General features: G+C 61.2%; 19 protein-coding genes. 2 read left to right on the forward strand and 17 right to left on the reverse strand.

Going from position 1 to position 24,374, the window contains the following annotated elements; all coding sequences use genetic code 11:
• Window positions 1-198: 198 nt before the first annotated feature.
• A complete protein-coding gene (locus CORGL_RS07360; protein ID WP_013709273.1) occupies window positions 199-1,662 on the reverse strand; it encodes a hypothetical protein in 1,464 nt (487 codons plus the stop codon).
• 453 nt (window positions 1,663-2,115) lie between these two features.
• Between CORGL_RS07360 and CORGL_RS07370 the strand changes: the two genes are divergently transcribed.
• A complete protein-coding gene (locus CORGL_RS07370) occupies window positions 2,116-3,354 on the forward strand; it encodes a hypothetical protein (RefSeq protein WP_013709274.1) in 1,239 nt (412 codons plus the stop codon).
• 360 nt (window positions 3,355-3,714) lie between these two features.
• On the opposite strand, the gene CORGL_RS07380 is transcribed toward CORGL_RS07370, so the two are convergent.
• From CORGL_RS07380 to CORGL_RS07455, 16 genes are all read right to left on the reverse strand, one after another.
• Complete coding sequence (locus CORGL_RS07380) at window positions 3,715-7,020, reverse strand: YDG domain-containing protein (RefSeq protein ID WP_013709275.1); 3,306 nt, start codon at window positions 7,018-7,020, stop codon at window positions 3,715-3,717.
• A gap of 417 nt (window positions 7,021-7,437) precedes the next feature.
• Window positions 7,438-8,499: an NAD(P)-dependent alcohol dehydrogenase gene (locus CORGL_RS07385; RefSeq protein WP_013709276.1), complete on the reverse strand. Its 1,062-nt coding sequence runs from the start codon at window positions 8,497-8,499 to the stop codon at window positions 7,438-7,440.
• Window positions 8,500-8,697: 198 nt separating this feature from the next.
• Window positions 8,698-10,338: an Asp-tRNA(Asn)/Glu-tRNA(Gln) amidotransferase subunit GatB gene (gatB, locus tag CORGL_RS07390; protein WP_013709277.1), complete on the reverse strand. Its 1,641-nt coding sequence runs from the start codon at window positions 10,336-10,338 to the stop codon at window positions 8,698-8,700.
• A complete protein-coding gene (gene gatA, locus CORGL_RS07395) occupies window positions 10,335-11,849 on the reverse strand; it encodes an Asp-tRNA(Asn)/Glu-tRNA(Gln) amidotransferase subunit GatA (protein WP_013709278.1) in 1,515 nt (504 codons plus the stop codon). The genes gatB and gatA overlap by 4 nt, the downstream gene beginning before the upstream one ends.
• Before the next feature lie 2 nt (window positions 11,850-11,851).
• On the reverse strand, window positions 11,852-12,163 hold the full coding sequence (locus tag CORGL_RS07400) for an Asp-tRNA(Asn)/Glu-tRNA(Gln) amidotransferase subunit GatC (protein WP_013709279.1): 312 nt from the start codon (window positions 12,161-12,163) through the stop codon (window positions 11,852-11,854).
• A gap of 53 nt (window positions 12,164-12,216) precedes the next feature.
• A complete protein-coding gene (locus CORGL_RS07405; RefSeq protein WP_013709280.1) occupies window positions 12,217-12,783 on the reverse strand; it encodes a histidine phosphatase family protein in 567 nt (188 codons plus the stop codon).
• A 22-nt stretch (window positions 12,784-12,805) separates the two neighbouring features.
• Window positions 12,806-13,057, reverse strand: coding sequence for an HPr family phosphocarrier protein (locus CORGL_RS07410; RefSeq protein WP_013709281.1), 252 nt, complete (start codon window positions 13,055-13,057; stop codon window positions 12,806-12,808).
• Window positions 13,058-13,132: 75 nt separating this feature from the next.
• The gene (locus CORGL_RS07415; protein WP_013709282.1) at window positions 13,133-13,666 is read right to left on the reverse strand and encodes a PTS sugar transporter subunit IIA; all 534 of its coding nucleotides are present in this window, start codon (window positions 13,664-13,666) and stop codon (window positions 13,133-13,135) included.
• A gap of 153 nt (window positions 13,667-13,819) precedes the next feature.
• Window positions 13,820-15,295 carry a PTS transporter subunit EIIC gene (locus CORGL_RS07420; RefSeq protein WP_013709283.1) on the reverse strand — a complete coding sequence of 492 codons (1,476 nt, stop codon included), beginning with the start codon at window positions 15,293-15,295 and terminating at the stop codon, window positions 13,820-13,822.
• 263 nt (window positions 15,296-15,558) lie between these two features.
• Complete coding sequence (locus tag CORGL_RS07425) at window positions 15,559-16,989, reverse strand: 6-phospho-beta-glucosidase (protein ID WP_013709284.1); 1,431 nt, start codon at window positions 16,987-16,989, stop codon at window positions 15,559-15,561.
• Window positions 16,990-17,054: 65 nt separating this feature from the next.
• Window positions 17,055-18,407, reverse strand: a complete 1,353-nt coding sequence (celB, locus tag CORGL_RS07430) for a PTS cellobiose transporter subunit IIC (RefSeq protein WP_013709285.1) — start codon at window positions 18,405-18,407, stop codon at window positions 17,055-17,057.
• A 5-nt stretch (window positions 18,408-18,412) separates the two neighbouring features.
• A complete protein-coding gene (locus tag CORGL_RS07435) occupies window positions 18,413-18,871 on the reverse strand; it encodes a hypothetical protein (protein ID WP_041738704.1) in 459 nt (152 codons plus the stop codon).
• An 85-nt stretch (window positions 18,872-18,956) separates the two neighbouring features.
• On the reverse strand, window positions 18,957-19,250 hold the full coding sequence (locus CORGL_RS07440) for a PTS sugar transporter subunit IIB (protein ID WP_013709287.1): 294 nt from the start codon (window positions 19,248-19,250) through the stop codon (window positions 18,957-18,959).
• Between the two features lie 40 nt (window positions 19,251-19,290).
• Window positions 19,291-19,641 (reverse strand): PTS lactose/cellobiose transporter subunit IIA, encoded by a 351-nt coding sequence (locus CORGL_RS07445; RefSeq protein ID WP_013709288.1) that lies wholly within the window; start codon window positions 19,639-19,641, stop codon window positions 19,291-19,293.
• Complete coding sequence (locus CORGL_RS07450; RefSeq protein WP_013709289.1) at window positions 19,641-21,569, reverse strand: BglG family transcription antiterminator; 1,929 nt, start codon at window positions 21,567-21,569, stop codon at window positions 19,641-19,643. The genes CORGL_RS07445 and CORGL_RS07450 overlap by 1 nt, the downstream gene beginning before the upstream one ends.
• A gap of 284 nt (window positions 21,570-21,853) precedes the next feature.
• On the reverse strand, window positions 21,854-23,299 hold the full coding sequence (locus CORGL_RS07455; protein ID WP_013709290.1) for a glycoside hydrolase family 1 protein: 1,446 nt from the start codon (window positions 23,297-23,299) through the stop codon (window positions 21,854-21,856).
• A 191-nt stretch (window positions 23,300-23,490) separates the two neighbouring features.
• Between CORGL_RS07455 and CORGL_RS07460 the strand changes: the two genes are divergently transcribed.
• Complete coding sequence (locus CORGL_RS07460; RefSeq protein WP_013709291.1) at window positions 23,491-24,354, forward strand: MurR/RpiR family transcriptional regulator; 864 nt, start codon at window positions 23,491-23,493, stop codon at window positions 24,352-24,354.
• The last annotated feature ends 20 nt before the right edge of the window (window positions 24,355-24,374 follow it).

Raw genomic sequence — 24,374 nt, forward strand, 5'->3', positions numbered from 1 at the left:
ATCAAGAGAGCTGATGCGGTGCCGGCATCCCATCGGGTTTTCTGTAAAAGAGGGGCGGGATCGCCGATCACGTTGCTGGCGGGGAGCCTCAGCACACGTGCTCTGAGGCTCCCGATATCGCTGCCGCGACATGGTCCATGGTGATCTCTGCCGCCTGCTCATCACTTCACGTTCATTCTGCATCGACAGCCCATCAAGCTACGAGTTGCGACGGCAGATATATCCGCCTGCTGCAAAGACAGAACCGAGACCAGCGAGCGCTCCCGCTATAGCAGGAGAGTTGCCATCACCTGTCCCCGGGATGGGCCCTTCTTCCGTGGTGTCGTTCTGCACCTGGTCGGGATTGTTATTCTGCGAATCGTCGGACTTGCTGTTATCGTCGTTTGTCGTGCCGCCGCCTGCACCATCGCCGGAATCGTCGTTGCCGCCATTGGGCGCCTTCACAACAACCCAAAACATCGAGGTCACATCCGACAGATCTGATATCTGCAGGGACGCTATATTATTAGTAATGGGTTTTCGCTCTGAGGTAACAGTTCCATCCATATGGATGCTGAACACGTCGAAAGCATTTGCTCCTTTGTACTCATCAAGCGTAATAGCGCAACTAAGCTTAAAAGACCCAAACCCGTTATGAATCTCCTTGCCATTCACAAAAAGTTTAGGGCTGATAGAACAGAGGCATCCATCGGTAAAATTGAACGGAAGCTTATCATACTCACTAGCTGAGGGGATGGGGCAATTCAGAACGATTTTTGCACCATCGGGGACGTTGGGGCCATGCAGAATGCCATCAACTTGAAGTATTTCCGCACTTCCAAATAAAATATTTACATTTGTATTTGCTCCTTTGAGGCGCCATGAGGTTAGCAGATGCACGTCTTTATCAATGGGAGTGTCCTTGGTGTACTGATGCCCGTATTGATCGAACCATCCGTTGAAGATGTACTTCGGATTGCCGGGATGAGGCATTCCCGGCTCCATCATCACACTGGACTTCGAATTTATCCCAAGCGTAAAGAAATCGCCGCACTCATGTTGATTGTCAAGTGCCTCTTTCATGGTTTTGCCAGAAAGGATGCTGATGGGGGTGACCTCATATGGATCAGGATCACCGCGAAGATCAGAACTAAAAGGCACATAAGGATTGAAAAGTACATTCATATATACTTTATGCTGATCAAACGCATAGACAGCGCTCAGCTTCAAATCACCGCTGACGGGTTTTTTGAAATCGTACAGATCCTTGGTGATGTCTGACGCCTCAGCGAACTCGGTCTGATCGCCGATGCGCCATCCGACGAAATCAAAATGATGGTCGTTGTAGTACGGCTTGTTTGCATCATCAAAGATTCCGGATTCCTTGTACCCCGGGTCGGCGACCGCTTGGCCGTCGGGTACGTGGACCTCCTTCAATGTCGTTGAGTCTTGGCCGACGATGAAGATGACTGTGTGGGTTGACGCATTTTCAGGCGTCGAGATCGCGTCGGGGTCATTCTTTTGTTCCGGGGAACTGTTCTGTTCGTCTGCCGCAAGCGGATTCTGCCCCGCATCGTCATCTGCATACGCCATGTTGGCCGCACGAACGGATGCGCCGACGCCGAGCAGGAGGAACATCGTTGCCCCGACCAGCAGACGCCCTCGCAATCTTCTCAAGTTCACAGGATCCCCTTTCATCGGATATGAAAACAAACAGTTTGCATTTTAATGTGTTGTACTATAGATGTAAACTTTTAGTTTGATATTGTTACAAAGGCTGCTGGTGAGGAGGCGGCGGAATCTACAAGTATGCCAGCGCCTTGAGAACACACCGCAAGACCTTCATGCTCGCGTGCAGGTCCCCGTGCATCAGTCTGTCTGATCCATTGTTTGGCATTGCTTTTCTAATTGCCGCTTGAGCAGATCTTTGCAACGATGCGACGCATCCTTTGATATCGAGAGCCGCGCAGGGGAAGATGGAGGATCCGCTCATCACGCAAAGCCACGCTCTGCACGGGTAGAAAGCCCTGTGTTGAGCGAATCGGCTCCGACATCGACGATGCCGGATGCCGCGCGGCGCGGATGCGGTGCGCATGATTCGAGCTCAACGACCCGCAACGAGTGAAAGGACGCGCTATGAACCCATTCGAGCTGGAACGGAGAGCCGACAAAGACACACTTCTGTTCACCTGGAAGGATCTCGCAGTCAAACCCTATAACAAGGCGGAGGTCGATCCATACACCAAGTGCCGCATCATCCTCATGAACGGCATCGAGGTCGAAGCCGTCATGTTCGGGCATAACTTCAACAGAAACTGCCCGGACAACGATCTGAGGCGCGAGATCGCTCTCACACGGGCCTTGGAGCAGTCTCAGCAGAAACGCGTGAACTGGCTGTCGCCCTCCGATGAGACCCCATTGGAACTCACGATCGGCTATGAGCAACTGGCCGTCGACCTGACCGCGTGGCTGGCGATCCACGAACCCGACTCATATGCCAAGTCGTGCATGGACTTCGCGCTCCTGGAGGACTTCGACCACCTCTATCGCTACTCCAACCTGATGAAGCTCAACGAGAACATCCCCGCGGAGTCCCTGGTCATGGCCACCATCGAGATCACCCCGGGAAGACCGACCATCTCCCATCACAGGCACCCCTTCGACGCCGTCCGCAAGCCGGGAGACGTGAAGAAACACGACATCCGGACCACGCTCGGCGCGCTCATCCTGACGGCCGGCGAGCAGCAGACGATGAACTTCTACATGAACATCGGCAACCAGATGGAAGAGGGCCCCGGACGCGATCTGTATCAGGAGATCGCCATGGTCGAAGAGGACCATGTGACCCATTATGGCGATCTGCTCGATCCGAAAGGCACATGGCTCGAGAACATGCTCTTGCGCGAGTACATGGAGACCTATGTTTACTATTCGTTCCTCGAGACGGAGACCGATCCTGCGGTCAAGAAGATCTGGGAGCGCCATTTCGACCAGGAGGTCGCGCACCTGCACAAGGCGGCAGATCTGCTCAAGAGCTATGAGGGAACGGAGTGGAGCCAGATGATCCCGGACGGAAAGTACCCCGATCTGCTCGATCTGCATCCTCAGAAGGACTACGTCCGCTCGATTCTCGCCGAGCAGGTCGAGCTCACCGCGCAGGAGGAGAAGTTCGTCGATGTGAATGAGCTGCCCGATGACTACCGCTTCTTCGCTTGGAACAAGCATGTCAACGGGAATGCGGAGGATGTGCCCAGTCATGTCGTCATACAGAAGATGCAAGGCGTCGACGGCAGGGACTATCGCTTCGAGGACAAGGAAAGCCCAGTTCCTGAGCTTCGCGACCGCTCCGAGGACAACACCGAGCTCGGGCGGTAGCGCCGCACGATCTTAGGAAGCGGCAAGGGGATGGCGATCATCGCGTCGCCATCCCCTTTTTCTCACCCAATCCCGCATCATGCTGCGGAGCAGAAGCTGATACCGCCGCCCGCCTACGGTTTCATCCTCGGGTCGGCAGCATTTCTCGGATGTCCCCCCCCCCCATCGGCTCGGCTCAAAGCCAAGACAGCAAGGAGTCCCCTGAGACTCCGAGGGGAGCCGATCATCGCGTTTATGCTCAGAGCGTGCGAGCTGTGCTGTGCCCGCAGCCCGCTCAAGAGATCAGCGACCTTCGAGTGAAGCTGCGCAAAGGGCCCCGGGCGCGATGCCCGGGGCCCTCGAAGAGCACTGCCGCGTGTCTCAGCGCTCGGTGCGCCGACGGAAAGCCGCCGCCAGACCGATCGCGCCCGCTCCCGCCGCCAAGGCGATGAAGGACGAGAAGCCTGCGATGTCACCGGTCGAGGCCAGGCTGCCGCGAGCGCCTCTCGAGCCATTCCGCCCGGAACCGCTGCTCGGGCCGCGACCGTCGCGGGTGCCGCTGTTCGCCCCGTTGCCGTTGCCGCCGTTGCTGTTTCCACCGTGGTCGCCGCCACCGTTGTTGTTCCCACCGTGATCGTCGCCGCCATGGTCGTCGCCGCCGCCGGTCGGACGGATGTCCGCGGTGGTCTTGAAAGTGCCCTTGCCGTCAGCCAGAATGTAGTTCTTCGCCACCGGCCCGTTCTCGACGAGGTCGGCGGTCACGATCACCGACTTTCCCGTGCCGGCTTCAGCGTCGTCGAACAGAGCGGTCGCGGTGTAGTCCTGAGGAGTGGCGAGCGCTTCGCCGTCGATGAGGCCCTTGAACTCAACCGAATCCAGAGTCGCATCGCGCTTGCCGTCCCAGTCCTTGGATGCCACGGTCGCCGAGGAGATCTCGATGGGTTTGCGATCGATGGTCAGCTTCGTTTCAAGCGGCCCTGTCGGCGCATAGGCGATGTAGGCCGTATCGTCCCGTGCGATGCCGACCGTCGCCTCCGTCGAGTAGGTGCCGGCGTCCTTCGGCAAGCCGTCCGCCCAGTCGCCGTCCCCCGCGCGATAGCGGAACCTCGCACTCGCCACGAGACCGTCGAAGCCCGGGATCCCCTGGTCGCCGTCGCTCAGGGCGAACAGTCCGACATCGGGTGCCGCGCCGTCGTAGACCTTCTCGAGTTCGGTCTTGCCCGACAGGCCGTAGGTCTTGAGACGGTAGATCCTGATGGGGTAGGTGCCCTTCGTCGCGCCCTCGACGTTGTCCAGGGCGACGTAGCCCTGATCCGGCGCCCACTCGTAGGCGCGGCCCGTGTCGGTGCCCGGAAGCTCGGCGGCTGCGCCCTTGCCGTAGATGCCGCCGGTGATCGAGATCGCGTCGGAGTCGATGGCCTTGGATCCCTCGCCGGGGACGGCCAAGATGGAACCGCCGGAGATGGAGACCTTGCCTGTCGAGTTGGCCCGGGCCCGACTGCCGATTCCGGGTGCCTTCGCTCCTCCGGTCCCGGTGACGACGCCGCTCTTGATCACGATCACCGCGCCGAAGCCGCCTGCTCCGCTACCGATGCCGGAGCCACCGGCTCCGCCGGTCGCGATGATCTGACCACCTGTGACGGTGATCGAGCCGCCGGTCGATTCGGATCCGCCGCCGATACCCGGCTGCTGGTCGGAACCGGTGGCTGTCACCTTCGTCTGATCGAGCACGATCGCGCCGACCGAGTCGGCCGGCTCGGTGGCGCCGCCGCCGATGCCCGCGCCGGACCCGCCGGTCGCGGTGATGTCGCCGCCGGTGATGTGAATGGTGCCCTTGCCGCCGCGCTCTCCGCCGCCGATGCCCGCACCGTAGCCGGAAACGGAGACGACGGTGCTGTTGGTTATCTGGATGTCGCCTGCCGGACTGTAGGCGCCTCCGCCGATCCCGGCGCTCGACGTCGCGCCCTTCGATGTCACGTCTGAGTTGGAGATGGTGATCTTGCCGTCGGCGGATCCGCCGGAGCTGCAGCAGATCCCGCCTCCGCCGTTCTCATCGCCGACCGCGATGATCTTGCCACCTGTGATCGAGATCACGGCGCTCGCCTTGTTGTCCACCAGACTGGGCATGAGACCTATGGCAGCCCCCGACCCCGAGCCCTTTGCGCTCACCTGCGCGTCATCGAGCGTGATCGACGACGTATCGTCGAAACCGGTGCTTCCGGCACCGATGCCGCAGGCTCCGTTGATGGCCGTAGCGCGGACCGTCGCGCCCTTGATGAGTATCGTTCCGGCTCCGCCATCGTATCCGCCACCGATTCCAGCGGCACCGCTCATCGACGTCGCCGTGACGTCTCCGCCGGTGATGCTCACGTTGCCCTTGTTGCCGCTTGACCATCCACCGACACCTGCACCGTTGTATCCCGAGGCCACGATGGTGCTCTTCGAGATGGTGATGTCAACGTTGCCGGTGCCGCCGTAGCCGTCCCCGATGCCGGAGCCCGCGTTGGAATCCGCATGCACGGTCGCATTCGAGATGGTTATGATCGCGTGCGAATCTCCGGTGCCGGTGCCGATGCCCGCCCCGGAGACGCCTGTGGCGGTGACGTCGCTGTCAGAGATGGTGATATCGGTGTCGCCGGTGCTGTCGAGTCCGGCACCGATCCCCGCGCCGCGCCCCGCCTTGGCATGTACCGTGCCCCCGGTGATCCTGATCTTGCCCTGCGGGGAGCGGGTCGCCGATCCGATGCCGGCCGAGCTGCTGCCCTGGGCGGTCACGTCACCGCCCGAGATGGTGATTTCTCCGCCCGATGAGCTCTGATAGGCGGCACCGATACCGGCAGCCGAGCTATTGGACGTCGCCTTCACCGTCCCGCCCGAGATGGTGATCGTACCGACGGCACCGCTGTTCATGTCGCCGATCGCCGCCGCATGCTGACTGGTGGCGGTCACGTTGCCGCCGGTGATGGTGATGGCTCCCTTGGTCGCGGCGGTCCAGCCGCCCAAGGCCGAGTTGTATCCGTTCGCGACGACGGTTCCTCCCGAGATCGTGATGCGCCCGTCGCCGGAGTTGCCGCTCAGATTGCCGATTGCCGCGCCCCTTCCTCCGGTGACGTTGAGCGTGCCACCTGAGATGGAGATCGCTCCCGTAGACGTAGCGTTGCCGCCGCCGATACCGGCTCCGCCCGGAGCGGTGACGGTGAGCGTCCCCGTGGATGCCTTCGTAACGTTGAGCGTGGAGCCATTCGGCACGAGCACGGGAGTCTCGGACCCCGGGCCCGTGATCGAGCTTGTGCCCTTGAGGGTCAGATCGAGAACCCCAGTTGACATTCCGATGGCGAGCACTTTGGAGTAGCCGGCATACGAGATCTTGACGCTGTCGAGCGTGATCGCCGCATGCGCGCCATCGGCGACGGCGATGCCGTCTTCTGTGGCGGTGTCTTTGCCCGCAGCCATGGAGATCGTGACGTTGGCGCCGTTCTGCACTCTGACGATATTGGTGTCTTCTTGACCGGCAAGGGTCTCATATGTCCAATCAACCCCCTTTGTGCCTCCGGTCACCTCAAAGGCGCCGGCAGTCTCGGCCCACGCCTGTTTGGGGGATAGCATGAGAGCAGCCATAAAGCCCACGAGCAGAGCGAATGCTATCAAGGCCGATCTGTCATACCTTCTATCAGCGGTTCTGACCATAGTGAACCGTCCTTCCGTGCGCGGACTCGCAATCGGCCGCATAGCGATCGTACAGACGCCATGGTTCATACCCCGCTTTAGATGAGTTGAGGAGCGGATTCCCGATATTCTTTTTATGGACTAGATCTCTATATAATGCACCCTCCAGAAATCTGTCGCGCTAGACGAGGGAGGCGGACGATTCGGTGCGCTTGGAGCCCATCGCGTCAAAGCGTGACAGATCTCAGTGATCTCATAGGTGCGAGTGCAAACGGGCGCCCCCGCCCAGTGGCGAAGGCGCGCCCGTGCGCATCCGAAGCGAGGTGCACCGGGCGTCCTGCCTGCGCGCCGCGCCGTTCATGCTCTTGCGATTGCAATCCGTCGGCGCGACGTGATCACTGCCGATGGCAGAGCGAACCCGCGCTGACCGGTCGCGCTCTACTCCTCGATCCTGACGACCGGCTTGATGAGATCGGCCGGCTTGTCGCGCATGAGGAACAGCGCCTCCTCGAGATGATCCCATCCCTCGAAGATATGGGAGATGAGCGGATGCACATCCAGCCGCCCGCGCGCGACGAGGGCGCCGAGCTTCTCCATGCGCAGGCGACCGCCGGGCATGAGCCCGCCGATGATCTCCTTGTGGCCCATCCCGACGCCCCATTCGACACGAGGGATCGTCACGAACTCTCCGGATCCCAAATAGTTCACGTTGCCGATCTTTCCGCCGGGCCTGACGCATTTGACGGCCTCCTCGAATGTGGTGCCGTCCCCGCCGGCGACGAGCACCTTGTCGACGGGTACGCCTCCGGTCAGCTCGAGCACCTGCTCGGCGATGGGACCGTTCTTGTAGGAGATGAAATCGTCTGCACCGTAGCGACGCGCAACCTCCACGGTGACCGGCCGGTTGCCGACCGCGATGATATGAGCGGCTCCGCGCATCGCTGCTCCGGCGACGCTCATGAGGCCGACCGGGCCGATGCCAATGACGAGCACGACATCGCCGAACTCCACATCGGCGAGCTCGGCTGCGTGAAAACCGGTCGGCACCATATCCGAGAGCATGCACGCATCGACCGGGTCGATGTTCTCGGGCAGATGCGCCAGATTGCCATCGGCATCGTTGACATGGTAGAACTCCGAGAATACACCGTCTTTGAAGTTGGAGAACTTCCAGCCGCCGAGCATGCCGCCCGAGTGCATCGCGAATCCCGCCTGCGCCGCCAGCGAGCTCCAGTCAGGTGTGATGGCGGGCACGAGCACCCGATCGCCGGGCTTGAAATCCGCGACCTCCTCGCCGATCTCTGCGATCTCACCGCAGGACTCATGGCCCAGGATCATGTTGTGGCGCTCGCCGATCGCGCCCTCCCACAGCGTGTGCACATCCGATGTGCAGATAGCGACCGCCAGGGGCTTGACGATCGCGTCTCTCGGCCCGCAGGCGGGAACGTCCTTCTCGATCCAGCCGGACTCGCCGATCTTGAGCATCGCGTAACCTCTCATGAGGTCTCCTCTCAGCGTGGGAATATCGTATCGTCGCATCCTTTGCGGACAAAACCCGCGACAACCTCAGTCTACCCGTGCACGGCTCATCATCCGGTCCGTCACACGATGCGGTTAAATTCTTCGATCGCGCGCCATGAGGTGTCGAGCGGGGCCGGCGTGCTGATTGCACGCGCACAGGCGAGCTGCCCCCCCCACTCAGGCAAGCGATGCGCGCAGCAGCTCGCCGAAACGCCGGGGGTTGCCCGTGCCGCGACTCGCCTTCATACATTGCCCGATGAGGAAGCCGAGCACCCGTTCGTTTCCGGCGCGGTACTGGGCGATCTGCCCGGGGCAGGCGCGCAGCACCTCCTCGACGACGGGTTCGAGGCAGGCGTCATCGTTCACCTGACGAATTCCGCGCGCATCTGCGATCGCCCCGGGGTCCTCTCCTGTGCGCGCCATCACCTCGATGACCTCCGGTACCCGGCTGTACGAGATCGTCTCGTCCTCCACGAGCGCGGCGAGCGCACAGAGCCGCTCGGGGGCGATCCCGCTTTCAGCGAGTGGCGTCCTCGCCGCCTTCAGATACGAGACGACCTCATTGAGCAGCAGGTTCGCGATGGTCTGCGCACGCAGCCGATCGCAGTTTGCCGCAGCCCTCTCGAAGAAGCGGGCGAGATCCGCATCAGATGCGATCTGGGCCGCATCGGCGCGTCTGATCCCGAATTGCGTCACGAGGCGATCGCGCAAGGCCTGGGGGAGCTCGGGCAACCTCTTGCGACATGCCTCGATGAACTCGTCGGCGAGCGCGAACGGAGCGAGATCCGGGTCGGGAAACAACCGGTAGTCGTCGGCGGACTCCTTCACGCGCATCACCACCGTGCGCTTGCGTGCGGGCTCCCAGTGTCGAGTCTCCTGATATACGGTGCCCCCCTGCTCGAGCACGTCCGCCTGACGACGGATCTCATAGGCGAGTCCGTCGTGCAGGCTCTTGAATGAGTTCAGGTTCTTGAGCTCGGTCTTGACCCCCAACTCGGTGCTGCCGCGGGGCCGTAGGCTCACATTGGCGTCGCAGCGCATCGATCCGCTCTCCATCGAGCAATCTGAGATGCGAAGGGCGATGAAGATGCGGCGCAGCTCCTCCATGAACAGACGAGCCTCCTCAGGCGTGCGCAAATCAGGCAGGGTGACCAGCTCGATCAGAGGAGTTCCGCAGCGGTTGTAGTCGATCAGGCTCTCGTGCGCCTCTGTGATCCGACCTTCCGCGCCGCCGATATGAACCATCTTCGCGGCATCCTCTTCCATGTGGATGCGCAGGATCCTGATGGGTGCGATGTAGGACCCATCTGGGCGACGCTCGGGTGCGAGAGGTGCCGAGGCGCCGTACCCGGTCGGCCTGAATCCGTGCTCGCCGGCGGAAGCGCCTCGTGCCTTGCTCGCAACGATGGCCTCTCCGTGCGGCTCGCCGGCGAGATCGCCCCGCTCGGCGGCGGCGGAGGCCGGCACCTCCAGATCGAGGCGGCCATGCATGCACAGCGCGATCGGGCCCTGCGTGGTCTGGAAGTTCTTCGCCATGTCTGGATAGAAGTAGTGCTTGCGATAGAACATCGAACGCCGGCGAATCTCGCAGTTCGTTGCGAGCCCTGCCATGACGATCGACTCGATCGCACGCTTGTTGGGAACCGGCAGCGCGCCGGGAAAACCCAGGCACACCGGGCACACGTTCGAGTTGGGCGCCTCATCGTGGGTGATCCGGCAGCCGCAGAACATCTTCGTCTCAAGCTCGGTGAGCTCGGTGTGGATCTCGAGCCCGATCACCGCCTCCCAGCGCTCGAGCGCGCATGCGAGTTCTCTCATGCGATCTCACCGCCTCTTCCCGCGAAGTCCGGCGCGACGCGACCGGCCGTCTGGGACCCCGCCTGCCCACTGAGGCCGCGCTCGAGCGCGCGAGCCCAGCCGAGCAGCTCGCGATCGTGGAAGGCGGGAGCCACGAGCTGGGCGGACACCGGAAGATGCGAGGTTTCGCCAAGCCCTGCCGGCACCGAGATGCCGGCGTTGCCGACGATGTTGATGGAGATCGTGAACATATCCGAAAGATACATCCTCGTGGGATCCTCGATCTCCCCGAACCGAAACGCCACGCCTGGACTCGTGGGCATGAGGATCACGTCAACCTGCCGAAACGCCTCTTCATAATCGCGCGTGATAAGCGTGCGGGCCTTCTGCGCGGCGATGTAGTACCTCTCATAGGCCTCCGTGGACAGAAGATAGGCACCGAGCAGCTGGCGGCGCTTCGCCTCCGCACCGAAACCTCGCGCCCGGGAGCGAGAGATCTGCTGGCCAAGCGTCTTGCATCCCGGTTGCTGGTATCCATAGCGGATGCCGTCGAAGCGAGCGAGATTGGAGAAGGCCTCGGCGGAACCGATGACGTGGTATGCCGCGATGGCGGCATTCAGGTGAGGCAACTCGATTTCTACCGGGGTCGCCCCCTGTTCCTCGAGCGCGCGCGAGGCCCTTTCCTGAGCCGACGCGACCTCCGGGCTCAGCCCCTCGACTTCCATGAGGGTCGGTGCGATGCCAAAGCGCAACCCATCCAGGGGCATGTCGAGAAATGAAAGGAAATCCGCCGGCACGTCTCGACTCATGGCGTCGAGAGGATCGCGACCGCCCGACGTGAGCGCATCCATGGCGCAAGCCACGTCCTCGACGGTACGGCCGATGGGCCCAACTTGATCGAGCGAGGACCCGAAGGCCACCACACCGTAGCGCGACACCGCCCCATAGGTCGGCTTCATGCCCACCACTCCGCACAGCGAGGCGGGCTGGCGAGTCGATCCGCCGGTGTCGGAGCCGAGCGACAAGACGACCTCGCCGGCTGCGACCGCTGCCGCCGATCCCCCTGAGGAGCCTCCCGGAACGCGCGCCGTGTCCCATGGGTTGTTCGTGCGGTGGAATGCCGAGCTCTCCGTCGAGGAGCCGAACGCGAACTCGTCCATGTTCGCCTTTCCCATCGGCAGGCAGCCCGCATCGAGCATGCGCGCGACACATGTCGCCGTGAAGGGCGACTCGTAGGACTCGAGCATGCGCGAGGCGCATGTGGTCCGCGTGCCCAGGAGGTTCATGTTGTCTTTGATCGCCAACGGCACACCGGCGAGAGCCGGAAGCTTGTCGCCGGAGGCGCGCGCCCTATCCAGCCGATCAGCGGCTTCGATTGCAAGTTCGGGCGTAACCTGCAGAAAAGCTCCGATTTCGCTATCGCGCCTCTCGATGGCATCGAGTGAGGCGCAGGCGATCTCGCGAGCGCTGAACTCACCGGCTGAGATCCCGGCTGCGATCTCGCGCGCTTGCAGCTCGTCGAACCCTCGCACCCTCACCTGTCCTGTTCCCCTCCCAATATCTGCGGGATCAAAAAGCTTCTCCCGCGCGTGCTCGCCGCGTTGGCGAGCGCCTCCTCGATCGAAAGGGACCGCGCCGATGCGATGGCGTCTTCGCGCACGACATTGGAGAGGTCCCCGATCGGATAGAACGTCGGCTCGACGTCAGACGTATCGTATTCGAGGATGGGCTCGAGCAGATCGATCGCCTCGTTCAGATAATCGCGCATCTCGACGAGTTCGTCTCGATCGAGATCGATGCACACATAGCCTGAGATGTCCTGAACATCCTTCACGCTGAATGCCATCGCTCGCCCCCTCTATCGCGTTGTGCCTCTTGGATGCGCATCCGCGTGCACCATCAGTCGTTCGGATTGTCGATCGCTTTCGCGCTGAGATCGCCTCCATCGAAGCCGAGCGTGATCACGCAGCAATTGCCCATATGCTCGCCGGTCCTCAGAGTCTCATGACCGCAGGCGCGCAAGACCTGGGCGCATGCGGCGCCATGAGTCGCGCACAGTACGCTCAGATGTCCCGGGCGCTCCATGATCTGCGTCAGCGTGCACATCAGGCGCTCGCGAAACTCCATCTCCCCCTCACCGCCGAACGGCTTGTAGAAATCGCCGTAGGGAAGCGGGGGATTCGTATCCTCGGTGAGTCCCTCGAAGGTGCCGAAGTTCCATTCACGCAACCCTTTCACCCGCTCGTAATCCATGCCGGGCACGATCAGCTCAAGCGTGTCGCACGCCCGCTCAGAGGTGCTCGAGTAAGCATGGTCGAATGCGATGCCGCGTGCGCGGAGCCAATCACGCGTCGTCTTCGCCTGCTCGATGCCCAGCTCGGTCAGGGGGGAATCGCACCAGCCCTGTTTGCGGTGCAGTCGGTTGAACAGCGTCTGGCCGTGCCGAACGAGATACAGCGTTGCCATGTTTCCTCCAAGCCCTGCGCGTCTACAATGAGAGCGCCCGACGGATTCCCTCGGCCGCGGCGCGCTCATCTTCGCCCTCAACGATCACATCAAGCGTATCACCTTGATGCGCACCGAGCGCCATGAGCGCCATGAGGTCGCGCGCCGACACCGAGCGACCCGCGCATCCGATGATGATATCGCTGGACCATTTGCGGGCCTCGGCGGCGATTTGGGCGACGGGCCGCGCGTGCAACCCTTCCGGATCGCCTATCCTGTGCGAGAATTCAAGCATATCGATGCCCCCCCCCTGCGAGCGGCGCGGCGCGATCCTGGGTCATCCCGTTTCACGCGGTGAAATTGCCGCTCGCTACTTGCGTGTGATCTTCACCACGGCATCTCCCGCCGAGACCGTCGAGCCCGCTTGGGCGATCATTGCGACATCGGCGAACTCCGCGGTGTTGGAGACGGCGAGCACCACGCAGTCCTCGTAGCCGGCCTCCTTGATGACATCGCTATCGAACCTGATGAGCGCCTGACCCGCGCTCACCGCGTCTCCTTGCTTGACGAAGCCGGTGAAGCCCTTTCCCTGAAGGTTCACGGTGTCGACCCCGATGTGCACGAGCAGCTCGATTCCGTCGTCGGTGATGAGGCCGACTGCATGACCCATCGTGACGCTCACCTTGCCCGACGCCGGTGCGTAGATCACATCGCCATCCGGCCACACGGCGCAGCCAGCGCCCAGCACCTCTCCACTGAAAACAGGATCGGGCACCTCGGCCATCGTGGCGACGCGTCCGGATACCGGAGCGTACAGCGTATCGGCCTCCGGGTGCACGTCGACACCGGTGGGTGGGGGCACCGCGGCCGGCTCGTGTTTCAGCAGCCTGTCGAAAAGACCCATATGATCACTCCTCGTTTCAAAAGGGCTGATACATGTCATTGAGCATTATATGCCCGCATTCAAGCTGTGCGCGTCGTTAAGCCGGTCGACTTGGGTGCGGTCGCGCCTGGACGGCGCGCGGTCCATCATGGGCCGCGGCTCGTGGGTCTGAGCTCAGTGTCGCGTCTTTGCCTGCGCGGCGTCGGTTCTGCAGGAGACGAGCGTCAGCGCGAAAGCGATCAGCATCGCGCCGGCGACGGCGATGATCATGTTGATCAAACCGGAGAGATCACCCGAGGGGTTGATGTAGCAGGCGAATCCGGTGATGCCGGAATAACCCGACACATAGCTCGCGATGCCCATACCCCCGATATAGGCACCCGATAGCGCGCCGGCGATGCAGGCGATCACGAAGGGTTTCTTGCGCGGCAGCGTCACCCCGTAAATCGCCGGCTCAGTGGTCCCGAACAGACCCGTGACCATAGCCGACAGCGCGATGTGCCTGAACTTGGTGTCCCGTGATCTCAGGTAGAGCGCGAACACGACAGCGATCTGCGCGAACGTGCAGCCGAACTGGGGAGAGAGCACGAGGTCGAATCCCTGAGAGCCGATATTCGCCAACGCGAGCGGAACGAGCGCCCAATGCAGACCGAAGATGACAAGCACCTGCCAAAAGCCGCCCAACAGCGCCCCGGCCACGATGCCCCCGACGACAGGCAGCGCGTAGAGCGTGTTGAAGATGAGCAGCACCGCGTTCGTGAGAACCGAAGCAACCGGGCCGATAAGCAGATACATCGCAGCGGTCCCGACGCAAAATGTAACAAGCGGCACCGTGAAGAAACTGATGGCAGCGGGAATCTTCTCATGCAGCGGCCGCTCGATATGCGCGGCGAACCAAACAGCCAAGATAATCGGGACGACGGTTGCGGTGTAACCGGATGCGGGCATGATGATCGGGATTCCCAGAAACGTCATTGAGTAGCTCATGGCGAAGGGCGTGCCGGCCAAGACGGTGCCCAGGGCATGGGCCGTCGAGCCGAGGGCCGAGGGATTCGAGTTGACCATCGCCGGATAGCACAGCGCCATGCCGAGGGCCATGCCCGTGAACTCCGAGCAGCCGAACTTCTTGGCCGATGTGTATCCCAACGCAATGGGCAAGAAATAGAAGACCCCATCGCCGACAGCATAAAGCACCTGGTAGGTGCCGTCAGTTGAGCGCATCCAGCCCAAGAATGTGAACAGGGCGAGCAGACCCTTGATGATGCCACCGGCTGAGAGCAGCCCCAAGCACGGCTGAATGATACCCGAGACGACATCAATAAGGATGCTCAGCGCGCCCTTCGGCCGCCCCTCCCCCGCAGGCTCAGATCCGTCCGCATCGACAAGCCCTTCTCCTGTGAGATGACCGACATCGAGCACGGCATCGTAGACGTCGCCCACGTTGGGCCCGATAACGACTTGATACTGACCTCCGGCTCGCATGATCTTGAGGATGCCTTCGGTAGCCTCCAGAACCTCTGTGTTCGCCTTCCCCTCATCTCGCAGTATGAAGCGCAGACGGGTCACGCAGTGCTTGACGGTGACGATATTTTCCGTACCGCCGACATTTTGGATGATGATCCGCGCTAAGGCATCATATCTGCTCGCCATGCGGGCAACCTCCTTCTATGGACACTTCGCAGAGCTTCGATTGAACCTCAAAGCAGAGATCTGCGCGCGCAGATGAGCTGCTCCTCATATCGAGTTGAAGTGTTCCCTTTTTGAAGGATCGCATTCATGATGCGAGCACGGACGTCACCTCCGCTGGGCATGGCAGGAAAGAGCACCTCGGTCGTGGCCGGGGTGCTCGGTAATCAAAGTCGATCGTCGCAGATGCGGATCGCTTCGAAATTCTGGCGGTGAAGCTCCTCAGATCATGAAAGATCCTCGCCGTTTGAAGCGATCACCCGCTGATACCAGAAGAATGAGTCCTTGCGGGATCGCGCGAGCGTGCCGGCTCCGCTGTTGTCTTTGTCCACGTAGATGAAGCCGTAGCGCTTCTCCATCTCGCCGGTTCCGGCCGAGACCAGATCGATGCAGCCCCACGGGGTATAGCCCATGAGGTCGACTCCGTCCTCCTCGACGGCGAGCTTCATCTGCTCGATATGAGCGCGCAGATACTCGATGCGGTAGCCGTCGTGGATCGAGCCGTCCCGCTCGACAGTGTCATAGGCGCCGAAGCCATTCTCCACGATGAACAGCGGGAGCCGGTACATGTCGGTGAGCCAGTCAAGCGTGTAGCGCAGACCGATCGGATCGATCTGCCAGCCCCAATCGGAAGCCTTGACATGGGGGTTCACCACGAGCGACGTTTTACGATCGAAGTCGAAGCCGGGATTGTCCGAGCTCCAGCGCGTCGCCAGACTCATGTAGTAGGAGAAACCGATGTAGTCGACCGTGCCGCGCGCGAGCGTCGCCAGATCGTCCTCGGTCACGTCGAGCTCGAAGCCTCGACGGCGCCACAGGGCCAGGATGCTCGGCGGGTAGGTCCCGCGCGCGTGCACGTCGGCGAAGAAGCACCGGCGCTCCATGGCCTTGTGCGCCAGCAGAACGTCGGCGGGCTCGCATGAGTACGGGTAGACCGGACACATGGCGATCATGCAGCCGATCCGGAATGCGGGGTTGATCCGCCTGCCCGCCTCCACGGCACGTGCCGAGGCGACCAGCTCGTAGTGAGCCGCCTGGTACATGAGCCGCTCGCGGTCCTCCCCCTCACGAGCCAGGATCCCGGAGTCCACGTACATGCTGAAGTCGTCATTGAAGCTGGACTGGTTGTTGATCTCGTTGAACGTCATCCAATACGTCACCTTGTCGCGGTAGCGCTCGAAGCACACGGTCGCGAAGCGGACGAACAGATCGATCAGCTTGCGGCTGCGCCAGCCGCCGTATCTGCTCACGAGGGCAAGGGGCATCTCGAAGTGAGCGAGGGTCACCACCGGCTGGATGCCATGGCGCAGGCACTCGTCGAACAGATCGTCGTAGAATCTGAGACCGGCCTCGTTCGGCTCGGTTTCATCACCCTGCGGGAAGATCCTCGTCCAAGCGATGGAGGTGCGGAAGCACTTGAACCCCATCTCTGCGAACAGGGCGATGTCCTCCCGATAGCGATGGTAGAAGTCGATCGCCTCATGGTTGGGGTAGAGCTCTTCCGGCTCGACCGCCTCTGTGAAGCGGCGGGCATGGCTCACATCCCCTGCCGTGGTGACGTCCATGATCGAGGGGCCCTTGCCGTCCTCGTCCCACGCGCCCTCCAGCTGGTGGGCTGCAACAGCTCCGCCCCATAGAAAACCCTCTTTCAAAGCCATGTTCTTCTCCCTTCCATTTGCTGAGCTTGACAGCGCTCCTGTTGACGCGCGCCTCTCGACCGCGCTCACGCAGCGGCGTCACCCCGGTCTGCCGCGAGCTTCTCCTGCTCCTCATGATAGAGCTTCGTATCGTAGTGCTTGAAAAACGGATAGTAGATCAGCGTGGCCACCACGACGCCGACGATCGCGGTGAGCGCTGCGGACAGACTGCCGCCGCACGAGATGAACGCGCCCAGCCCGACCGGCGTCGGCCAGGGCATCTGCACGATGATCGCCGGTATGATGTTGAGCGAGATCGCGAAATATGCCACCGACATCGCCGCCATCGGCGCCAGAAGGAACGGAAGGGCGAGCGCGGGGTTGTACACGATCGGCAACCCGAAGATCAGCGGCTCGTTGATGTTGAAGAACGCCGGCGCGATCTCGGCGCGGGCGATGTATTTGAGCTGGTCGCTCTTGGCGAGAAACAGCATGAGAAACGTCAGACCCAGCGTGCAGCCCGATCCGCCGATATGCACAAAAGCGTTGTAGAACTCACCGGCCAGCACCGCGTGCGTCGTGCCGGCCGCGTTGGACTGCAGGTTGGCCAAAACGATCGGTGTGAGAAACGATGATACGATCGTCGCTCCGTGAATGCCGACGAGCCACAGCGCGTGGATCAGAAAGAAGATCACGAGCATGCCCGGCCAGGTGCCCGAGAGATTCGTGACGAAGCTGAACGGGATGGCGATGACCCGGTAGACATCGGTTCCCAGCGCCATGAGCCCACCTTGGATGAGCATGCAGATCAGCGCGATGAAAAACCCGGGGACGAGCGCGGTGAACGAGCGCGCGACGCCTTCGGGGACCACGTCGGGCAGCTTGATGACGATGTTTCTGTTGACGCAGAACACGTAGATGCGCACCGTGAACCACGACACGATGATCGCGGTGAATATACCGGTCGCTCCCAGCCGATCAAGACCGTAGTCGCTCACCATCCACCCGTTGATGACGTTTCCCTTCGCAACGTTGACGAGCGCGATCACGCCTTTGACGATGGCGATCTGCGGCATGAGCAGAAACAGACCGAAGACGCCCATGAGCACGGCGTTGAGGGGTTTGATGTCGACCTCGTCCTCCTCCTCGAAGATGCGGGCGTACTCGAAGGAGGTCGCCACGAGAAAGTACAGCGAGATCGCCCCCATCGAGGCGGCGTAGGCGAGCATGTAGATGGGCGCGATCTTGTCGAAGGTCGCAGCCCAGATGCCCGCCAGCACGGGGAAGGCCTGCGGCAGCACGCTGATGATCAGAAACATCGATCCGACGATCGTGAACGAGATCGAGGACATGCCTGCGAAGGTGATGGCGCGCACGAGCCGAAGCTGCGAGAGCTTGCTCATGGGCCCCATGATGTACCTCTCAAGAAAATCAAACAAGGTGATTACCTCACTTTCGAATCATCGGCGCGCTCAAGCAGGTACGCGCAGTACGCGTAGCGGCGGTCACGGTGCCGTTTGATGAGCATGATCTGTCTGAGTACGCCCGCCTTGAGAATCACCGCGACGGCGAGCGCTATGAGCGCGACGACGCGGTCGGCGGGAATCGCAAGAACAAGCTCGGGGCCGAGCACGATGGCAACGAGCAGCAGCGCGACGGAGATCATCGCGGATGCCCCGACGATGCCAAACGAGAGACGCATGAACTCGCGATCCGTCGTGACGATCCACACCGCCTCCCCGGTCACGACAGAAAAGATCACGAGATTGGCGAGCGGAATCACGATCACCGGGGTCAAGGCGGGTATGAGCGCCAGAGACCACCACAGGTTGGCGAAGAACAGCACCGCCGCAGCGTAACGGACGGACATATAGCGGCTCGCCTTGGCGTTCCGCTCGATCATGCGTCGACGCAAGCTCCTGTCTCTATCTTGCTTGCATCCCGCCCCCACTGCGAGCCCTCCTCTATGAGTCATCGCCCCTCCAGCGCTATCCGACCAAATCATCGATCTGAGCGAAGATGTTCTCGCACCTCGCCATGCCGTAGTCCCGCATGGGAATGACGCCGATCGGAACCTCCCCGATCCTCTTTTTTATAGCCTCCTGCTGATAGGCGATCTGAGGTCCGAGCAGAACGACATCGAAGTCATTCGCGTTCTTGAGACCGCTCGATCCCGTCGCGTCGACGGAGAACTCGATTCCATGCTCGTCGGCGTAGGCCACGAGTTTTTTCATGAGCATGCTTGTGGACATGCCCCCTGCGCATACAAGCAGCAGCTTCATGTCTTTCTCCCTTCTTGGATCGCATGAGCGCGAGGTGCGCTCACACGTCTTGCGACTCGTTGCGATCATGTTTGCATTCGTAGAGATGCACCAGCTCCTCGGCCATCTCTTGAGCAAGCAGCGACGTCATCAGATGGTCCTGAGCGTGCACGAGCATCACGTCCACCGGAACGTGGTCCCCGCTTGCTTCGCGTGTGAGCAGCGCGGTCTGCGCGAGGTGAGCCTCCAGACCCGCCTGCTTGGCTTCATCGAGCATGCGACGAGCGCTCTCGAAATCTCCCTTGCGAGCCGCACTCACCGCTTGCATCGCGACGCTCCGGGCGTGTCCGGCCGACGCGATGATCCCGAAGGAGATCATCTCGCCGCTCTGATTCTGCTCTGTCAAATCCATCACCTCCTCTCGGTTGGCGCTGGAGCCCTCGCAGATGCAAATGCGCTCGCGACGATATCCGCGAACGTCTTCCAGCTCTGGTGCTGCACCAGCAAGTCGATATCACGCGCGCTCGATAGAATATCGGTGAAGACAGAGAGAAACGATTTCAGCGAGTCGTCCACGTCTGGGGCGAACGCCACGAGAAAAATCGCTCTGACATCGCAGCCGCTGTCATCCCACGCCACGGGCTCATCAAGCAATCCGATGCAGACGATCGTGGTTTCGGCTGCAGGCTCCAGCGGATGCGGCATCGCGACGCCGTTGCCGAACGACGTGGCGACAAGCCGCTCGCGCCTCCAGACGAGGTTGCGAAAGTCCTCATGGACCGGCTCCCGCTCTGCTACGCGATCGATCAGATAATCGAGGGCCTCCTCTTTTGTCCCTGTGCTCATATGCGGAAAGAACAGGCTTTTTTTGAAAAACGGGTGCAGCGCTTCATTCACGGCGTCGCCTCGCAGCAGATCCCTGAGATCGACGATATCCTGGCCATCGAGAAAATAGCTCACTTCGCGAACGGGCACCGGGAGCGGGCGCTCGATTGGCACCGTGGTGAAGACGTAGTCGATCCCTGAGAAATCGACGGCGTCGAGATTTAGAACATCGCAGGTTGCGATGGTATCGATATAGTCGGCGAACTCACGCCGGCAGCGAAACTCGAGCAGACGGGCGCTGCCGGCACCGGATGCGCAGACCATCAGGATGCTCTTCTTGGAAACCTCGGTTTTCTGCCGCTCGAGCGCGAGCGCGAAGGCGAGCGCGATGTAGCCGATCTCATCGTCGGACGGTTCGCTTCCATAGGCTGCGCCGAGAACATGGGATGCCTCCTGCGCCATTGCGAAGGCGAGAGCATAGCGAATCCTGATGTCGGGAAGCATCGGGTTTCTGAGTCTCATGCTGTAGCGCAGTCTCACGGCAAGCGGGACGATATGTCGCGCGAGATTCATCCGCAACTCGAGATCATAGCGGAAGTCAAATCGAAACGCGGCCCAGATGCATTCGAGCATACGAGAAACGACTCCCCACACATCATCTGAGATGACAATCCCCTGAGCGTCCCCCTGGGAGTCGAGCAGCGTCTGCTTTCCGGCGAGATGAATCGCCATATATCCGATTTCCTCCTGAGGCAGCTCGATACCGATCTCACGTTCTATGCCCTCAGCGATCATCTGCGCCACCGCGTACTCGCGCGCCGGTCGCAGACGCTCGAGATGCTCGGAGGCCATGGGTACATAGCATCCCTCCTTGATGCGCAGCAAAGCGATGGCGATATGGACGAGCAGACTTTGATAGCCGGTCGTCACGATCTGGAAGCGCTGTGCATGGGCGACGTTCTCGACGCAGCGGGAAACGACGGCGAGCAGATGACCATGAACCAGATCTCCCCCGCTCATCGACTCGACGGCGATGTTCGCCAGACATACGCGTCTCGCCATCTCCTCGCCCTCGACTCGAATACCGCGATGAGGGCGCTTCAGAAGCGACAAATCGAACCTATTCAGCTCGCGCTCCACGCCTTTGAGATCTCCGGTAAGCGTCGAGCGCGATATGTAGAGCATGTCGCATAGGGAATCCATCGTGATCCAGTCTGTGCGCATGAGCAGATCGTTCAAGAGGTATGCGATACGCTCCTGCGGTGTCTGGGGAGAGGTCTCGACGCTTCTCAGCGCATCGGAGAGCCAAGCCTCGATGCGCTGCGAATCCTGCTCGACGATGGCGTATCCGGATTCTCGACTGAGCGTGATGCGCGCGAAGCCCTCCATCGCGCGGTTGGCCCTGTGCACATAGGTGCGGATCGTCCGAGCGCTCACGTGGAGCCGGGCTGCGGCATCAGCCGGATTGATCGGCTTTGTCTGGCGTATGAAGCGCACGAACTCTGCGTCCCGCATGGGCCCCTCTTTCCTCATAGTTACTATATGTGTGTGTTTAATGAATTTCCAACGGTTGTGCTTCCGATTAAACGGAAGCGAAGTACCTCATTTGCAGCGCACGGACACGGCATCGTTTCATATCAACCGGACCGAAACGCAAAGAGGGCCGTCGCCCTTTCGCGGGCGACGGCCCTCTCATATCATGTTGTCATGCCCGAAACCGGCTTGATCTCGCTGAACTCGGTCCACATGGACCGCGTGGACGGAGGCTCCCTCGAAGCTCGTGCCTCCGATGTCCTCTTCTATTCGAGCCCCTCGGCCCCATTCGATGCGATGATCTTCTGGTAGGCGAAAAAGCTGTCCTTGCGCACGCGCCTGTTCGTGCCCGATCCGTCATCGTGCTTGTCCACATAAATGAACCCGTAGCGTTTTCGCATCTCACCCGTTCCGGCTGACACCAGATCGATCGGACCCCACCACGTATAGCCGATGAGGTCGACTCCGTCTCGCAGCGCCTCCCGCATGGCGAGCACGTGTTTTTTCAGATACGCGATGCGATACGTGTCGTGAATCCTATCGTCACCGGTCAACTCATCTTTGGCGCCCATGCCGTTCTCAACGACCATGAGCGGTATCTGGTAGCGGTCGTAGATCTCGTTCAGCGCGACTCTGAGACCCGTCGGATCGATCTGCCAGCCCCACTCGGTCTGTTCGAGATAGGGATTGAGACCGCCGCGGACCATGTTGCCCTGACAGGCTGCGTGGCCCTCATGCGTCCCCACGGTGCCCGACATGTAGTAGCTGAATGTGTAGAAATCAACCTTGCCGCGAGCGATATCATCAAGATCGCCTTTGCCGACCTCCAGTTCGATGCCGTTCTCGCGAAAGAAGCGCTGGGCGTAACTCGGATAGGCGCCCCTGACCTGGATATCGGAGCTGAACCAGTTCATCCGACGCATCTCAGCCTGGGTGGCCAAAACATCTTGCGGATCGCAGGTTTCCGGATACGACAGGATGAAACAGTCCATATTGCCCATCTTGAACTGAGGATAGCGCTCATGAGCAAAGGCGACCACGCGACCGCTCGCGACGAACTGATGGTGCAGCGCTTGATACCGCAGCTGCAGTGACGTCTCGATCTTTGAGGCCGGGCCCTCGAAGCCCTGTATGATGCCGGTCTCCAGCATCGCGCCCAACTCTTTGGTGCCGACGTTGATCTCGTTGAAGGTGAGCCAGTAGGTCACCTTGTCGCGGTAGCGCTGGAAGACGGTTTTGCAGTAGGTCTCGAAGAATCCGATGAGTTCGCGGCTCGCCCATCCGTTGTACTTCTCAACCAGATGATAGGGCATCTCATAGTGAGACAGCGTCACGAGCGGCTCGATGTGATGCGCGCGCAAGCAATCGAAGACGCGGTCGTAGAAGGCCAGACCCGCCTCATTGGGCTGCTCGTCATCGCCTCTGGGATAGATCCTCGACCAGCTGATGGACATGCGAAACATCGTGAAGCCCATCTCGGCGATGAGTGCGATGTCCTCCTCGTAGCGATGATAGAAATCGACGCCGTCATGGTTGGGGTAGAGCAGATCCGGTTGAATGTCAACGGTGATCCTGCGGGGGGTGTCCTTCGTCCCGCCCGTGAAATGGTCATCAACCGAGGGACCGCGACCATCGATGTTCCACGCGCCCTCGAGCTGGTTCGCCGCCGTCGCACCACCCCAGAAGAACCCCTTCGGAAACTCGCTGCTCATGATCGACTCCCTCCGAATCCAGGGACCGACGCGAAGCGCGCCGAGCCCGCCGCCTTGGTCCCAGTATGGAGGCCGTCACCGATGCGCTCAAGATGCTTCCCCTTGTTGGATACATCTTTTCGAAGATGGGCTATCCGATCGAGCTGAACATGATACATTTTGATACCAAGCACGCGTAAAGGGGGCACCTTGTGGATATCGAGCGCAGGATACAGAGCGCTGAGGGACTGACGCCGACCGAGCAGCAGCTTGCAGACGCCGTGCGCTCGATGGGAGAGAAGATCCAGACCTGTTCCATCAACCAGTTCGCGCACCTCACGGCGACCTCCATCGCAAGCGTGCACCGGTTCTGCAAGAAGCTTGGACTGGAGGGCTTCAAGCAGCTGAAGATCGAGGTGGCCCGTTCCTGCGCCGGGCGAGATCGCCGAACGGAAGCCATCGATTTCGATTTTCCCTTCGACGCCGCATCGCGCGCAGTCGATATCGCGGAGCGCATCGAGACGCTCTATGCGGCCACACTCGAGGACACGCGCAGTCTACTCGATCTCGATGCGATGGACCGCGCCGCGAAGCTCATCAAGAAGCTCCCTGCTCTGGATATCTACACGCAATCCCACAATCTGCATCCCGCGCAGATGTTCTGCGATCGGCTTCTTTCCGCAGGGAAATCGGCATCCTGCCATGCGAGCTTCGAGCGTCAGATGCGCACGGCGCTGGCATCTGACGCAAGGCGCACGGCGGTCGCCATATCCTATTCGGGGCTGGCGCCCAACCTCAACGCGCTGCTTCCGGTGCTCGCCCGGCGAAACACGCCGGTCATCATGATCGGCACCTCTCGTGCGCAGCGTCTGCATCCGGGCCTGGCCGCCTATCTCGAGATCAGTGATCGAGAGAGCCTGTGCCACCGGATAACGCAGTTTGCGAGCCATATAGCTGTGCAATACGCGCTCGACACGCTCTTCGCGTGCTTCTTCGCAATGGATTACAAGCGCAGCTTCGCCTTCTTGGAGGAATCGCTGCCCTATACGAGTCTGCCCGGCGCAGACGAAAGATGAGACCTGCGCGGGGCAGCCAG

Source organism: Coriobacterium glomerans PW2, assembly GCF_000195315.1.
In the GTDB taxonomy this organism is placed as follows: Bacteria; Actinomycetota; Coriobacteriia; order Coriobacteriales; family Coriobacteriaceae; genus Coriobacterium; species Coriobacterium glomerans.

Excerpts from the sequence above, each read along its gene's own strand:
- CORGL_RS07435 (WP_041738704.1), bottom strand. The coding sequence starts at position 18,871 with ATGATCGAGCGGAACGCCAAGGCGAGCCGCTATATGTCCGTCCGTTAC.
- CORGL_RS07420 (WP_013709283.1), bottom strand. The coding sequence starts at position 15,295 with ATGGCGAGCAGATATGATGCCTTAGCGCGGATCATCATCCAAAATGTC.
- CORGL_RS07385 (WP_013709276.1), bottom strand. The coding sequence starts at position 8,499 with ATGAGAGGTTACGCGATGCTCAAGATCGGCGAGTCCGGCTGGATCGAG.
- gatB (WP_013709277.1), bottom strand. The coding sequence starts at position 10,338 with ATGAGAGAACTCGCATGCGCGCTCGAGCGCTGGGAGGCGGTGATCGGG.
- CORGL_RS07450 (WP_013709289.1), bottom strand. The coding sequence starts at position 21,569 with ATGCGGGACGCAGAGTTCGTGCGCTTCATACGCCAGACAAAGCCGATC.
- CORGL_RS07415 (WP_013709282.1), bottom strand. The coding sequence starts at position 13,666 with ATGGGTCTTTTCGACAGGCTGCTGAAACACGAGCCGGCCGCGGTGCCC.
- CORGL_RS07440 (WP_013709287.1), bottom strand. The coding sequence starts at position 19,250 with ATGAAGCTGCTGCTTGTATGCGCAGGGGGCATGTCCACAAGCATGCTC.
- CORGL_RS07425 (WP_013709284.1), bottom strand. The coding sequence starts at position 16,989 with ATGGCTTTGAAAGAGGGTTTTCTATGGGGCGGAGCTGTTGCAGCCCAC.
- CORGL_RS07445 (WP_013709288.1), bottom strand. The coding sequence starts at position 19,641 with ATGGATTTGACAGAGCAGAATCAGAGCGGCGAGATGATCTCCTTCGGG.
- CORGL_RS07380 (WP_013709275.1), bottom strand. The coding sequence starts at position 7,020 with ATGGTCAGAACCGCTGATAGAAGGTATGACAGATCGGCCTTGATAGCA.
- CORGL_RS07455 (WP_013709290.1), bottom strand. The coding sequence starts at position 23,299 with ATGAGCAGCGAGTTTCCGAAGGGGTTCTTCTGGGGTGGTGCGACGGCG.
- CORGL_RS07400 (WP_013709279.1), bottom strand. The coding sequence starts at position 12,163 with ATGGCATTCAGCGTGAAGGATGTTCAGGACATCTCAGGCTATGTGTGC.
- CORGL_RS07405 (WP_013709280.1), bottom strand. The coding sequence starts at position 12,783 with ATGGCAACGCTGTATCTCGTTCGGCACGGCCAGACGCTGTTCAACCGA.
- CORGL_RS07370 (WP_013709274.1), top strand. The coding sequence starts at position 2,116 with ATGAACCCATTCGAGCTGGAACGGAGAGCCGACAAAGACACACTTCTG.
- CORGL_RS07410 (WP_013709281.1), bottom strand. The coding sequence starts at position 13,057 with ATGCTTGAATTCTCGCACAGGATAGGCGATCCGGAAGGGTTGCACGCG.